Origin of the sequence: Novipirellula galeiformis (assembly GCF_007860095.1) — a bacterium.
Taxonomy (GTDB): domain Bacteria; phylum Planctomycetota; class Planctomycetia; order Pirellulales; family Pirellulaceae; genus Novipirellula; species Novipirellula galeiformis.
In genome coordinates this window covers 60,494-74,996 of sequence record NZ_SJPT01000014.1, presented here as the reverse complement: position 1 = coordinate 74,996, position 14,503 = coordinate 60,494, and the positions used below count along the sequence as shown (strand labels likewise).

At 56.1% G+C, this 14,503-nt stretch carries 9 protein-coding genes; all 9 read right to left on the bottom strand.

From position 1 onward, the window contains the following. Positions 1-254 precede the first annotated feature (254 nt). Positions 255-1,517, bottom strand: a complete 1,263-nt coding sequence (locus tag Pla52o_RS24680; protein WP_231612637.1) for a M20 family metallopeptidase — start codon at positions 1,515-1,517, stop codon at positions 255-257. After that, positions 1,510-2,718: an MFS transporter gene (locus Pla52o_RS24675; protein WP_261343363.1), complete on the bottom strand. Its 1,209-nt coding sequence runs from the start codon at positions 2,716-2,718 to the stop codon at positions 1,510-1,512. The genes Pla52o_RS24680 and Pla52o_RS24675 overlap by 8 nt, the downstream gene beginning before the upstream one ends. 266 nt (positions 2,719-2,984) lie before the next feature. Continuing rightward, positions 2,985-4,394: a DUF1501 domain-containing protein gene (locus Pla52o_RS24670; protein ID WP_146597306.1), complete on the bottom strand. Its 1,410-nt coding sequence runs from the start codon at positions 4,392-4,394 to the stop codon at positions 2,985-2,987. Positions 4,395-4,460: 66 nt separating this feature from the next. Further along, positions 4,461-7,049: a PSD1 and planctomycete cytochrome C domain-containing protein gene (locus tag Pla52o_RS24665; RefSeq protein ID WP_231612635.1), complete on the bottom strand. Its 2,589-nt coding sequence runs from the start codon at positions 7,047-7,049 to the stop codon at positions 4,461-4,463. 13 nt (positions 7,050-7,062) lie between these two features. Beyond that, entirely contained in the window at positions 7,063-8,751 is a 1,689-nt protein-coding gene (locus tag Pla52o_RS24660) for a LamG-like jellyroll fold domain-containing protein (RefSeq protein WP_146597305.1), read from the bottom strand. Then, entirely contained in the window at positions 8,748-9,284 is a 537-nt protein-coding gene (locus Pla52o_RS24655; RefSeq protein WP_146597304.1) for a sigma-70 family RNA polymerase sigma factor, read from the bottom strand. Before Pla52o_RS24655 ends, Pla52o_RS24660 begins: the two co-directional genes overlap by 4 nt. A 243-nt stretch (positions 9,285-9,527) precedes the next feature. After that, positions 9,528-12,521, bottom strand: coding sequence for a PVC-type heme-binding CxxCH protein (locus tag Pla52o_RS24650; protein WP_146597303.1), 2,994 nt, complete (start codon positions 12,519-12,521; stop codon positions 9,528-9,530). Further along, on the bottom strand, positions 12,518-14,041 hold the full coding sequence (locus Pla52o_RS24645; protein WP_231612634.1) for a hypothetical protein: 1,524 nt from the start codon (positions 14,039-14,041) through the stop codon (positions 12,518-12,520). Before Pla52o_RS24645 ends, Pla52o_RS24650 begins: the two co-directional genes overlap by 4 nt. Before the next feature lie 11 nt (positions 14,042-14,052). Continuing rightward, positions 14,053-14,355, bottom strand: a complete 303-nt coding sequence (locus Pla52o_RS24640) for a hypothetical protein (protein WP_146597302.1) — start codon at positions 14,353-14,355, stop codon at positions 14,053-14,055. Positions 14,356-14,503 lie beyond the last annotated feature (148 nt).

Here is a 14,503-nt window from a genome sequence, read left to right as displayed (position 1 = left end):
GTAAGCGAGGGACCAATACTTTCGACTCAGTTACGTTCAACTCAGTCCCTCGCTTACACGCCGGCTTATGATTTGCGAAGTAAAACGGTAATAGCCCCACTTCAAAACGGACGCTTCGAGTTACGATTTAGATTGCCCACATCCTTCAACATTCACCACGCCGGACATTGGGCGACCGATTCAAGGCCGCCGCGTGTCAAACAGGGATGCGGCCCCAGAAGGTCGGGACCGGGATGCTCGGAAGGCTGTATCGTCTAAACGAACTCGATTAAAAATTGTCGATAGATCTCGGCGGCCTGAACCACTTCGCTGCACTCAATATACTCCACCGCGGCATGAGCTTGGTCGATACTGCCAGGCCCCAAAATCATGCTGGGGATTCCGATCGCACCAAACTTGCTGGCATCGCTACAAAACGGGACCCCGGTCAATGTGGCGTCCAGCCCCAACCTCTGCAAAACATTGGACATCGTTTGCACCGCAGCGGATTCGGCGTCCGTCTCTAACGGCCGATCGCTCAGCATGGGTGGATGCATGACCACGTCCATACCGGGATGCTCGGCCGCAACCGAGTCGACGAGTTGTTGGTAATGTGCCAACACGTTTTCGCGTGTTTCGCCGGGCAACAGACGACGGTCGATCTCGATCTCGCAACGATCGGGGACAAAATTAATCTGGACGCCGCCACGGATCACGCCGATGTTGCATGTTGCCGGGCCGAGCAATGGGTGCGTGTGCTCGGAGAGTCGCCGCGTATCCTGCTGAAGGGCAGTGATCACGTGCGCCATGTGCTCGATTGCATTCACCCCGAGGTGCGGTTTTGCCGAATGCGCTGCTTTGCCTCGCGTTTCGATCTTCCAACGCACGAGCCCTTTGCTCGCGATCACCGCCATCAAACCCGTTGGCTCGGCAATGATCGCCGCTTCGGCATGCCACGGATTACGAGGCGGAACCTCATGGCTGAGGATGTGCGGGTCGACCGTGCCGGGGCTCAACGAATCGCACAACGCCACGACGCCGCGATACGAATACTCTTCATCGATGGTAGCGGTAAACAACACGTCGCACTCGGGTGTGATTCCATCGGCAACCAAGCTGGCGACCGCGTGCATCATCGCCGCCATTCCACCCTTGGTATCACACGAACCTCGACCGTACATTTTCCCATCACGAATCTCGGGATTCCAAGGATCGATGGTCATGCCCACCGTGGAAACGGTATCCAAGTGGGCTTCGAGCACGATACGCCGTTCGGGGTTCCGCCCTGGAATGCGAGCGATCACATTGGGACGGTCGGGATACACCTGTTGACGCCAAGTTTCGACTCCCAAGGCCGTGAAATACTGTTCGACAAAGTCGGCCAACTCAGCCTCGGGGACGCCCCCTTCGTAGTTCGGATTGACGCTATTGATCCGCACTAAATCCGCGAGCAACTCGATCACGGCGTGGTTGAGATTCTCCGCCGATTGGACCTGATTCTCAGGGACGGCGGACTCGTTGACGGTTCTCTCACTCATGGCTCTCTCCGGCACGTGGTTCTTTCTGCCAATGAATCTCTTGAATGGGACCTACCATAAACAGGTAGGCGGCGATGCCCATCGCCATCACTCCGGCGGCCACGTAAAAAGCCGCCTGGTACGTCCCGGTTTGTCCGACCGACCATCCCGCGACCAAAGGGGAAACGACGCCACCCATATTACCAATACAGTTTTGAATCCCGGTCCAACTACCCGCCGCAGGCCCCGCCAACGTCTGCGTCATGGCCCAAACGTTCGCGGTGAACATGCCCAGTGCACAACAGGCCCCCGTTAACAATCCAATGCATACGGTCGCCGACTGAGCTTGCGAAGCCGCGATCAACAACACTGCCGCGATCGCAAGTCCACTCAGCGAGATCGACTTGCGCGCGAACGTGGCCGAATGGCCCCGTTGGATCATACGGTCCGCTGCCCAGCCCCAAAAAACCGAAGAGGCGGCCATCGCCAAGAACGGCAATGCCGCCGAGACCGCCGTCTCTTTCAAATTTAAATCGTGGACGTCCATCAAATAGGACGGTAACCAAGTCAACAAAAAATACCAAACGTAGCCTAAGGAAAACATGCCCAATGACGTCCCCCAGACCGACCGATGCAAAGCAACTTGGGCTAGCGTGGGACGGTCCGCCGGGGCTTGCTCCGTGGTCGTCGTCGCTTGACGCGGACGCGATGGAACGTAATGGATCCAAGGTAACAACCAAATGAAGCTTCCGAAGCCAAGTACGATAAACAACGATCGCCAACCAAATTGATCGACCAACAAACCGCCGGCTAGGATACTGAGGGCGGGGCCAATCTTGGTTCCCGCATCGATCAACGCGTTAGCGGTGCCCCGCTTGTGCTCGGGAAAATTCTCGACGATCAACCGCGAGATCGCCGGATACGCCGCACTTTCGCCCAACCCTAGTAGTAAACGGGCCGCTAACAATGCCGCAAATCCGCCGACAAATCCCGTCATCACTGTGGCAATGGTCCAAATCAGATAGCCGCCTGCGTAGACCCATTTCACATCGTAGCGATCGACCAACCAACCCGCAGGCAACTGGAGCAACGCATAGCTCCAGAAGAAAACTGACAACAGCAACCCTTTCTGGGTCGGCGTCATTGAAAACTCGGCATCGATTGCAGGAATCGCCACGGAGAGCGCTCCGCGATCGATGTAATTGACCAGAATTGAAACCACCAACAACGTTAACAACACCCAACGAGCGCGGTTAAGTGAATCCGGTGGCGCGGATGAATCTGAATTGGCGTCGATGATTTTCTCGCAATGCTTGCTGGTGGTTAACGGCCGACATTCCCTTCGCCGAACGACTCGCGGAGCAACACTTCCAAGCTCCTGAGCTCAAACGGGGCGCTGACCGGCACCGCCCGTGAGCTGGAATGTAGATGCCATCGTACATCGATTCAAACGCACGATGTTGCGTTAGCCTAACAACAAATTTGGAGTTAGCTGAGGATATCGGTAACAACGCGTCCCGCCACATCGGTCAAACGGAAATCACGTCCCGCGTGTCGATAGGTAAGACGTTCATGATCGATCCCCATCAGATGCAGAAGGGTCGCGTGCAAGTCGTGGATGTGTACTTTATTGACGCTAGCGTAATAGCCGTATTCATCCGTTTCACCGTACTGGATACCGGTGCGCACCCCCGCGCCCGCCATCCACATCGTGAAGCCTTCGGGGTTGTGATCACGTCCATCGCGACCGGCACCTTGGCAAGTCGGCGTACGACCGAACTCGCCACCCCACAACACGAGCGTATCCTTTAACAATCCACGTGCTTTTAAGTCACGCAACAAACCTGCGATCGGCTTATCGACTTCGGCCGCATTCTGCGTATGCCCCTTTCGCAGGGCGCCATGTTGGTCCCATTGGACCTCGGTGTTACTGTGTGAGACTTGGACAAATCGCACACCCCGTTCGACAAAACGCCGCGCCATCAAGCACTGGCGACCGAAATCCTCGGTCACTTTGTCGTCCAACCCGTACAATTTGTGGGTAGCCCCCGTCTCGCTGCTCAAATCCAATGCTTCGGGCATTTCCGTTTGCATCCGGAACGCCAATTCGAAGGACTTGATCCGCGCTTCCAAAGCCGAATCGGGTCCCGTCGTATCGAGGAATTTGTGGTTAAGCGATTGCATCATATCAAGCTGCATCCGCTGCGCTTCGAGTGACAACCGTGCATTTTCGGCAAATTTCACCCGTGCTTGCTCCGACGATTGACTGGCATTGCCCAGCGGGGTGCCTGCACAACTGGCGGGTAAAAACGCAGACCCCCAATTCTTGGTCCCCCCGTGCGCGAGTGTGGGACAAATCGTAAGGAATCCCGGCATATTCTGGTTTTCGGAGCCCAACCCATAGTTGACCCAGGACCCCATGCTTGGACGCACAAAGACATCGCTGCCGGTATGCAATTTCAAGCAGGCCCCTCCATGCGCCGCGTTGGTACCATGTAGCGAATTGATGATACAGAGATCGTCAACACACTCCGCGACATGAGGAAACAACTCGCTTACTGCGATTCCGCTTTCGCCATATTTCTTAAATTTCCATGGCGATGCGAGCAACTCGCTGGTGGGCGCAAATTGGACGCGTGGCTTCTCAAACGGCAGCGGTTTGCCGTCGTCTTTCTGCAACTGAGGCTTGTAGTCGAACGTATCCATATGCGAGGGGCCACCTTTCATGAACAGAAAGATGACTCGCTTGGCTCGCGGGGCAAAATGCGGTGCTTTGATCCCGCTGGGATTTTGCGGCGTTGTTGCAGCGCCAGCCTCCTCGGCCAATAGTGATGCCAAGGCAAGCGATCCAAAACCGACTGCGGAGTTTTGCAGAAGTTCTCGGCGTGAAAAATTCATGTTCGATGGCTCAATGGTTCGTGGAGGGATGAGACCTAGGTTCGACGCACGTTGCGCAGCGGCACATTAACGCAGATAAACAAATTCATTGGACGAAACAACCGATTGACAAAAAGCTTGCCAGGCAAGTCGTTGAGGGTCCATTTTGTCAGACCGTTTTGCCACCATGGTTTGAAACTGTGACAGAAACGCGGTCGCGGATGACAGTTCTTCTGGCGAAGCGGGGCGACCGTAGGATTCCAAATACAACCGATTGATCCGAGTCGGCAAATCGGTATCGATTTGCAGCAAACGATCTGCAATCGCAAACGTCAACTCGTCAATAAGTTCAGAGTTCATCATGAACAGCGCCTGAGGGGCAATCGTGCTAGTGTTCCGGTCTCCCGTTAACACGCTTGCATCGGTGTAATCAAACAACTGAAACATGTCGTAGAGATGGTTGCGAATCACCGGAACATAAATCGAACGCCGCGATGTGACGTACTCGGACTTGTCTTCGGACGTATGGTTAAAAATGTACTCACGAGTCTTGTACTGCATGATGTTACCACCGGTGGTGCGATCGAGCGTTCCGCTGACCGCCAACAAACCGTCGCGTATTGCCTCCGCTTCAAGTCGGCGAAGGTTATAACGCCAATAGAATTGGTTACCTGGATCCACGTCATTGTTGTGAGCATCAAACGTGCTGCTGGTTTGGTACGTCTCGGAGAGCATGATCATGCGATGCATCGCTTTGATCGACCAACCCTCTTCAACAAATCGCACAGCCAACCAGTCCAGCAACTCGGGATGCGACGGAGCGTTACCTTGCACTCCGAAATTATCGACCGTCGTGACGATCCCTTTACCGAAGTGACCTCGCCAAATCCGATTGACCATCACTCGCGCGGTCAACGGATGCGTTCCGCTGGTCAACCAACGGGCGAATTCAAGTCGGCCACTTTGTTCCGCTGGCAAAGGAGACTGATTGTCATCGGCCAGCACCTCGGGGAACCGCCGCGGGACGACATCACCGAGCGTCAGATGGCTGCCGCGAAGATGCACCGAAGTGTCCGCCACAGTCCCCTCAACGACTCCCATGGCCATCGGCATTTCGGGAGCAGCATCCTGGATCTTCTTCAGCTCGTCTCGCAACTCCTTCAGAGCGGTGAGCGTCTCGGCCGGGAACAACTTCTCAACTTCCTCAGGCTTGGTCTCCGCCGCCGGCGCGGGATCCAATTTCGCAGTCGCATCGGCAACCCGTTCTGCGATCAATTTCTGCTGAGCCGCAACGCGTTGTTCATGCGCTTCTCGACGAGCCACATCCTCCGGCGTCTCGATGGCAGTCTCGTGCCATTTTGCGACCGTTTTGTAGCTATCCATCGTGTGCGTGCTTTTGAAGATCCCCGCCAAACCGTAATAATCATGGTGACTAATCGGATCAAACTTATGCGTATGACAACGTGCACAGCCGATGGTCAGCCCCATGATGCTACGACCAATCGTGTCAAGCTGCTCATCGATGATGTCCATTTCCATCTTGGCTTGATCCGGTTCAGCCAAGACCTTCGGTCCCAAGACAAGGTACCCGGTTGCGATTAGCCGCTCGTTTTTGAGCGCCACATCCGTTCCCGAATCGAGCAGATCACCAGCCAATTGCTCAACGACAAACTCATCGTAGGGTTTGTCGTTGTTCAGCGCGTTGACGACATAATCGCGGTACCGCCACGCATTTCCATGAGCCACATTTTCATCTAAGCCGTTGGAGTCAGCGTAGCGGGCGATGTCCAACCAATGTCGCCCCCATCGTTCGCCGTAGTGAGGCGAAGCGAGCAAACGATCGACAACGTGACGAAACGCGTCGGGAGAGTCATCGGCGATAAAGGCTTCGATTTCCGCAGGCGTCGGCGGCAATCCGATCAAGTCAAACGTTGCACGACGAATCAAGGTCGCTTTATCTGCGGCGGCAACTCGCTGCAGACCCTCTTTTTCTAAACGCGACAAGATGAATGCATCGATCGGATTGCGTGAGCGATCCGATTGCGACCCCGAGCCGGAATCAGCCGTTGACGCAGCGGCGACGCGAGGGGGATCGACCTTGACCGGAGGTTGGAACGCCCAGTGTTTCCGCCCTAACTCAATATCAATATCCCCACGACGCTTGATCGGTTTGACGTTTGCACTATCGGGGTGCGGCGCCCCCATTTCGATCCAACGAGTCACATCGGCAATTTGCGAATCCGAGAGTTTTTCATCAGGTGGCATCCTGAGGTCGCTATCGTGATAGAGGATGGCAGTTAACATCAGACTGCTCTTCGGCTTCCCCGGAACCACGGAGGCTCCGGCGAGTCCGCCGGTCAACATCCCTTCGAGTGTATCGACTCGGAGGTCGGACTCTTGCTCATCCTCGCTATGGCAATCGTAGCAACTTTCGATCAAGACCGGCCGAATCTTGCTTTCGAAAAAACGAATCCCTTCGGCGTCCGGCTGACCACTTCCCGCGGCGACGGAATCATCCGCGTGTGCCGCTGGAACGTTGATCGTTGCGGAACCAAGCAACGCGACCAGCAACGTTGGTAAGATCGGCGTCGCCATACGATCGATCAACCGCGTGATCGCCTTTAACGATTGCCGGAACCCCGCGGCGGGCGTTCCCTGTGACTTTGCATCAAGCATGTTCGATTCCTTATCAGTTGGGGTTGCCGGATTCGTAGATTCGCTGAATCTCGGCATCCTCGAGCGCATCGCTGAGCAGAAGAAATTCATCCATTCGTCCATTAAAATTCCGAATCGCCTTGGAGGTCTGATCCAACGGACGCCCCCAATTACACAATTCCGCGTCACCGATCCGAACCAGTCCATCGTATTCAAGCAATTCTTCATGAGGCACGCGGCTCCCGTTGAAGTAGTGACGAACGGATTTATTCGGACCATCAAATACCGAGGCGACATGGACCCAGCTGCCCAACCGAGTCAGGTCAACCAAGGGATCCGTGTATCGCCACTTCACGCCCGAGGCGTGTCCGACCGAAAGCCCAAGTTGACCTTCGCGATCAAATTGCCAATGGATTTCGCCTGCGTCCCAACCATCGGTCAGCAACAACGAGCTGAGCATCCGATCGAGCCCATCAACGCGAACCCAAGCCGCCAAAGTGACCGATTCGAACTCACCGGCTAAATGGAATCGCACCCGATCGCTAGGACGCTTGAAGTCGAGCGCCGTCTTTTGCGGCCAACGACCTTCGCTCCACGAACAACCGATGACCGCCCCATCGGAAAGCCGCTCCGCGGACGCTTGATTTCGCAGGGTCGTCGGTGACCCCACGGGCGGATCAAAGGTGTAGTAGAGCAGCACGCGAGGATCCAAGCGGATCTCCTCACTCCATTGCCTCCATCGCTGGTAGCCTTTTTCGATCTGTTGTTGCCGTTTGCGTTGCAATAACGATTGGGGCGGCATCTCCGTAACCCGCTCGGCCAACGGTGCCGAACGGCCACGGGAATCCACACTCAACGACTGGCCGGTCGCCAGCTCATGCAGCAACGTTGCATCGCTAGACGCCGCCGGATCATAGAGTTCGACCAAGCCATCGAAGACCCGCACCTCGGTGCGTTCGCCTGGCATCGCAGAGACACCAAACTCGGTTCCCAAGTCAACAATTTTTGTCTCCGGTGTCAGCACCGTGAACCCCCGCGCGGGCACGGGGACTTGGGCCCAGGCCCGCCCGGCATACAACTGGACTTGATCTTGGTCCTTGATTTCCAACCGCGCCGGCCCTTCCAACGTCAGCATCGCGCCGCGAAAGAACTGCAATTGAACCAGCCCTGATTGCAAATGAATGACTTCGTGCGGTGAGACCGCATCTCCTTCAGCGAACGCCACGTCGCCGGCCCATCGAGCATCCACGACTTGCTTTAAAATTGCGACGGAATCGTCCACCGGTTCGGCTGGAATGGTGTTTTCGACCATTTCAGCCACCGACACCTTCACCGCCCTCGGCCCCACTTGCCGCCCGGTCCACAAACCGGCCGCAAACGCGGCCAAGACAGTTGCTGCCAACACGGCGGTCGCCAACGGGGCCCAGCGACGCATCAAATCGCGTGCAGCACGCACGCTCGAGCGATCGAGCACACTGTTAAGAAAATCGAATTTTTGAGATTCCGCCTCTAGACGCAGATCCAACAATTGCACAAACCGCACCGCAGAACGATCCTCGGCCGACAAGATCGTCAACGCCTCGTCGATTTGCAGATGGTCGCGGAAACGCTTGCAGAGCTCCTCGTCCGACGCCAACGACTTGGTTAGCTGGCTCAGCTCGCGTTCCTCGATCTCGCCATCAAGCAAACGACCGAGTTGTTCGTCAAAACGAAGCTCGCTCATATCGTTCCCTCTCGCAAACGAGTTTCGACACACTTTCGCAGTAAACCGCGCAACCTTGACAATGCCTGGCGAACCGCAGCGGGCGTCATATCCGTTTCACTAGCCAATTGCGATGCATTTTGACCGCGTTGGTAGCGGCCGTCCACGAGCACTCGGCCATGATGGGGCAAGCGTTCCACGCAAACACGCAGTGCCGCAAACCATTCTTCGCCCCCATCGTCCACCAACGAATCGCCATGCACCAACGATTCGTCGGGCACCGCTAACATCGCTTCGCTAAGCGAGACATTGACGACCCGTCGTCGCCGCGTGGATTTCCGCAACTCGTTTCGCACCAAGTTGCGAGCGATCGCTCGCAACCACGGACCGGCCTGGTCAACGTCATCGAGCATCTCAAAACGCTCGTACGCAACGACAAACGCATCTTGCGCTAAATCATCGACGGCATCCGGTAGCGTCCCCAACATGCGAATGAACATGCGGAGACGTCCCTGATGCTCCAGCACAAGTCTGGCGAATTCGTTTCGTTGCATAGGTCACGTTCCCTTTCTAATACCATGTCGGCAGAGGTGGTACTGTGACACCAATTCTTAAAAAACGTGCCGATTCAGGGAAAACCACTGTAATCGTGGGGTCGCATGGAAACGCAAACCGCCATGCCGTGGATGCGAAACACGCCGATTGCCAGCTTTAGCTCGCTGACCCGACACTCTCTCTCCTCGTGACGATGTGAGGAGAGAGAGAGCATTTAACGTCGAGAAACCGTCGTTTTTCGACTAATAACGCCAACGCTTCAGATAGCCGATCAGATTTCGCATCTGTTCCACATTCATCACCCGCTGCATCCCCTCGGGCATCAGCGAAACACTCGAAGCGCGGAAGATCTCGATATCCTCACGCTCAAATCGCCGGGTATGTCCGCCTGGAATCACCAGCGTCACGGAATCGCTTGATTCTCCGGCGAGCAATCCGCTGACCGCTTCGCCATCGACCGTTAGGATGCTGTAACTCGCATAAGAGGCATCAATGGCCGCACTGGGGTCAAGGATGGCGGCAAGCAATGCTTCCGGCGTCTTGGTACGGCTATCGCTGATATCGGGACCCACCACGTGACCGACCTCATCGATGCGATGACAATTAGCACAATGCTGGGCGAACAATGCCTTGCCTTGCACCACGTCGGCCGTTTCAATTTCCTTTGCCGCAGACTCATATTCACGAAGTACTTCGAGCACATCGCCAGCCGGAGCGAACGTTTCGCGTCCTAGCTTGGCAAGATCGGCGTCCGAATGCCTGCGAAACCAATCCATCGACGAAGGATCGACGAAGGTCCGAGGCAGGTTACCTTGGCCAATCTCGGTCAATAACCAAGTTGCCGTTTGAACACTTCCGCGTACCGCAGTGACCACGGCCACGCGGTCGGTGGGCGAAATCGATTCCGCTTGATCGAGCACCTGCTGCTTAGTCCACTCGGTGTCTCGCTGCATCAGCACCCGATACGCCGCGGCACGGACGGTGGTGTCCACAGCCTTATCCACAAGCGCTCGCAATTCGGTCGCAAACTCAGGCTGTTTGCGACACCACTCGATTGCATCCAAACGGGTTCCAACAGCATGCTTGTCGTTAATCGCGATCGAGGCGGCCAACGAGTCGAGAGCCGTGATGCGATCCGCCGCTTCCTTGGACAACGAGGTGGTGCCCTTCGCACCGCCCCCCTTGCTCCACGCCGCAGCCATCTGCATCACCAACGCTTGCGTCGCTTGATCCGCCGCAGCGCCCGTGGGCATCGCTTCGGACAACCAATTGACTAACAACTCGGTCGCGCGCTGAGGATCTTTCGCCGAGACGCGACGCATCCAACCTTCGAATACCGACGTTGGAATCACCGCGGTCGCCCGACTCTGTGGCGTAGGCAAACTGGCGGACAAAAGTTCACTGGCAAACTCGTTCGGCAGCGCGGTGAGCAATTTCAAGACCCAAGGGGCCTCGCGATCACGAATCGCCAGCGAAACCAGTTGCGAGATCTTCGCATCATTCAACTCCGATGCATCGACCGACGCCACTAGCGTTTCGAGTGCCGCTTGACGAACGATCAAGGCGGAATCGTCAAATGCAGAAAACAGCATCGCCGTCGACGAAACAGGATTGCCGTCAAAGCGGTTGCCTTGTCGCATTTTGATGGCTAACGCTCGCACTCGGTCATCCTGTTCACCCAATAGCGAGGCGTGTTGCGTTGGTGTCAGCGCGCCCCATCGGTTCAACAACATCGCGATGCGCGCCTTCGACTCGCCCGCCACAGCAGAATCGCTCAGCAAGCGAGCGAGTGAATCGATCACGTTAGCCTGCGGCGGCGCGGCGGGTGAGTAGTGAGCGAGCAAGTGGTCGGACGCGAGCATTCTCGACAACAGGTCTTCAGAAACGATCGCCTCAAGTGCACTTGCATCGTCGCGTACCGCCACCGACTTGATTTGTTTGTTGGGCACATGCACCTGCCAAATCCGACCGAGTTCCTTGCCATCCCAGGTATCGGGACGATTTTGCAATTCAATCGGCGCCCAATGGGGATGCTCAATCACAGCGCGAACCATATCGACGACAAGCACCCCGCCGTCCACGTCCGGCACCAAATCGACAGCGCGAAACCAGTCATCCGAACTGGCCAACCATTCGGCCTCGTTCGCTTCACGCTCGCTCTTCCATGTGCCGTTGCCCCAATGCATTCGTTGGCGTTGGACCAACGAGCCGGTTGGCTCGCAAACCAACAACCACTCCGACGTATCATCAATCGCCCAACCGGGAGCGGTGACACCACAAGCGGCGCTGAATTGGCCTGCATGCAAATTGCTAGTCGTCCAAGCGTTGCTGATCGGGTGCACTTCGGAGTTAAACCCCGACTTGCCGACATCGGCGATCGCATCGCCCGGCGTCAAAAACGGATCGCGATCGATCACATCGGCCGACAGCACGGATTCGATTGCCGGATTACGGTTGCTACATCCAAATCGTCGATTGAAACCATCGATTGTCAAACCGTGTTGGCTGTTACCCGAAACGGTTCCCCACTCGCCGCCATGCGGATCGAAGACAAAATCGCGTCCCTGCAGCTTGAGTGGCGTCTTGCTGGCACGAAAACGAGGGTCGACCGCGATGATCTCGCCACCGCGTAGTCCATTGGCGACGTACACCCAACCGTCAGGGCCGAGCCTAGGATGGTTCGCGCGCAGTTGTTCATTTCCAGTGGTAAAACCTTTGAACCACACCTCGCGTGTGTCCGCTTGTCCGTCTCCATTGTCGTCACGCAGGTAGACGATCTCACCCGCCAACGTCACGATCGCGCCGTTTTGCCACGGCAAAATACCGGTGGCAAAATCAAGTCCATCGGCGAAGGTCACCGACGACTTGAATCGACCGCTCGCATCGCGATCCGAAAGCACACGGATACGGCCATGACGTTCGGTTTGGCCTGGTTTGGGCATGGGATAGTCGGACATTTCGACAACCCACAATTTGCCGTCCGTGCTCCAAGCCGCCGACACAGGATCCACGACATCGGGTTCCGCTGCCGCCAAACGGACTTCAAGCCCCTCTCGCACTTTCAACTGCTTGGCCGAGTTCTCCGGCGTATGTTTTGCAGCATCGACCGATGCACGATCGACCGCTGTCTTGGCGGGCACTTCGGCTGGCTGTTCCGCATGGACGCTCAATGCAAGAAACGCCAATGGAATGACCGAGCTAAATCGCCAACGGATCATTATCGGGAAACACTTCATTTTTGACTCATCTTATTTAACAATGATAACAACACTTCAGATATCCGTTCAGAAGCGTCAAGTTGTACACGATTGGTTCCCATCCATGTTTCGTAACCGCCTAATTTGTGCTGCCTAGGCGTGGGCAAATAACCGTAGCTGCCGTTGGCCAGTTCGATGGTGAACGAGTCGGCAAAGGGGTTGCGTTCCTTGAGATCCAGGCCCGTTTCGACAAACACCTCAAATGGAATAGCGGTCACGCCCAAATCACCAATCCCGAACGCTTGTAGCAACACGGTCGTCGATTCGGGGCCCTCGGCCAGCGATTGCACGCGTTTAGCGTAGTTTTTCGAAAGCCGGTGAATGCTGGCGGGATCTCGTCCTTCGTCCTGAAGACTTGCAAAATAACGTAGCATCTCAGGATCCGGCTTTCGCATCTGCAAGACTAATTCCTCGCTCGCCGCAGTCAAAGGGACCCAATCATGATGCGTGATCGACTGATACGCGGTCGCGACCCGTTTGGCGATCAACTCCGAGACCTGTTCAATTTTTTCGTACGGCGCATGCTTCGGCCCTCCATCCTTGAACGGAATATTATTGATATCCCCGCTCGTTCCATTGGTCAGGATCCCAAGGAACGGTGTATTTTCTTGACTTTGATCGGCCGGATCGACTCCAAGATGTTTGCCAATTTTTTCTGCAAAGGCCCCAAAATAGTCCGCCGAAACATCACCCGCGGGAACGCCACCGACGTAGTGCAACGAGTAGTTTGCAAGTAGGGCGAGGGGCTTCCCATCGAGCGTTTGAACGCTCAGAAAGGAAACCTCGGGATCGATTGGCCCGGCAGGTTCGATCAACGTGGAACTTCCTGCGGGCGGGTTCATCCGCACCTGATCCACCCCTCCAAACGGATTGCTAAGCAAGCGTGCGTCCTTGACGTACCAACGGCGGTTATGAACCTCCGACGCTTCCTCCACTCCGCCCCATCCGATTCGAGCGGGTTGCATCCGCGCGATCGCTTGCCCCACGCCGTCGGCAATCCGCCGAGCGACCAAGGTCTGGTAAGGGCTGAGCACCAAGACGCCATCCACCTCTCGGCTCCCCCCAGCGGAAACACCGGAATGGGTATGGGTCGCGGACATCAAGACATTCGCCGATGGCACATCCGTCTCAGCATCAATGAACTTTCTGGCCGCGTCATAGACCTCGCGTGGAATCCCCACGCTGTCGCAGATTGCGAACGCGATCGTGGTCTTGCCGTCATGGAGCGCAAGACAACGAACGTGCAAGTCGTCGTGAATATTCGATACTGTCGGCCTCGTCCAATTGCCAACGATTGGCATCCCCATCGACGGGGTGATCGCGACTTTTGCTGCTCCGGCGCTAAAAACGGCCGCATCGGCCGCTTCCACACGTTGGCCCCACGCGGCGCAAAAGATGACCGCTACCGCGCTCAACCATCGGGCTCGCATCCCTTTAGACTTGCCGTGACCGGCTCGGTTCATTTTTTGTGAACACATCATCCAACGATTTCGCTTCATGGGAACCACTTTCATTGATCAAAAGACATGCCGTCGGCGTCACGCGTAAATGCGCCCCGATCGAGCACACGGTTAAGCAAATCCACTTCCAGACTCTCTTCTTCGAAACGCAATTGACGCAATCGAACAAGCCGAATGATGGTGCGTTCATCACTCGCGACGATTGCCAAACATTCGTCCGCCAATGACGAATCGGGGTCACCTTTGCAGAGCCCTTCATCCGACGCCATGATTCGGGATAGCTGATCGAGCTCCGCATCGCTGAGCTCTTCTAGCAAGCGACTCAATCGCTCGGCGACATGAGCTCGGCTCACATCATTACTTCGCCCTGACATCTCTCGTCGAACCTCCGCAACAACGCGTGTTCTGGCGACCTGATATGACGAATAAAGGTGGGCGTCAGATCAGTGTCGTGGGACCATTGTATTCCGTATTCACTACAGATGTAATCATGCATGAAGA

What these genes read in the sequence shown, in the direction of transcription:
- Pla52o_RS24650 (WP_146597303.1), bottom strand. Translation starts at nt 12,521, where the DNA reads ATGAAGTGTTTCCCGATAATGATCCGTTGGCGATTTAGCTCGGTCATT.
- Pla52o_RS24670 (WP_146597306.1), bottom strand. Translation starts at nt 4,394, where the DNA reads ATGAATTTTTCACGCCGAGAACTTCTGCAAAACTCCGCAGTCGGTTTT.
- Pla52o_RS24645 (WP_231612634.1), bottom strand. Translation starts at nt 14,041, where the DNA reads ATGAAGCGAAATCGTTGGATGATGTGTTCACAAAAAATGAACCGAGCC.
- Pla52o_RS24680 (WP_231612637.1), bottom strand. Translation starts at nt 1,517, where the DNA reads ATGAGTGAGAGAACCGTCAACGAGTCCGCCGTCCCTGAGAATCAGGTC.
- Pla52o_RS24655 (WP_146597304.1), bottom strand. Translation starts at nt 9,284, where the DNA reads ATGCAACGAAACGAATTCGCCAGACTTGTGCTGGAGCATCAGGGACGT.
- Pla52o_RS24665 (WP_231612635.1), bottom strand. Translation starts at nt 7,049, where the DNA reads ATGCTTGATGCAAAGTCACAGGGAACGCCCGCCGCGGGGTTCCGGCAA.
- Pla52o_RS24660 (WP_146597305.1), bottom strand. Translation starts at nt 8,751, where the DNA reads ATGAGCGAGCTTCGTTTTGACGAACAACTCGGTCGTTTGCTTGATGGC.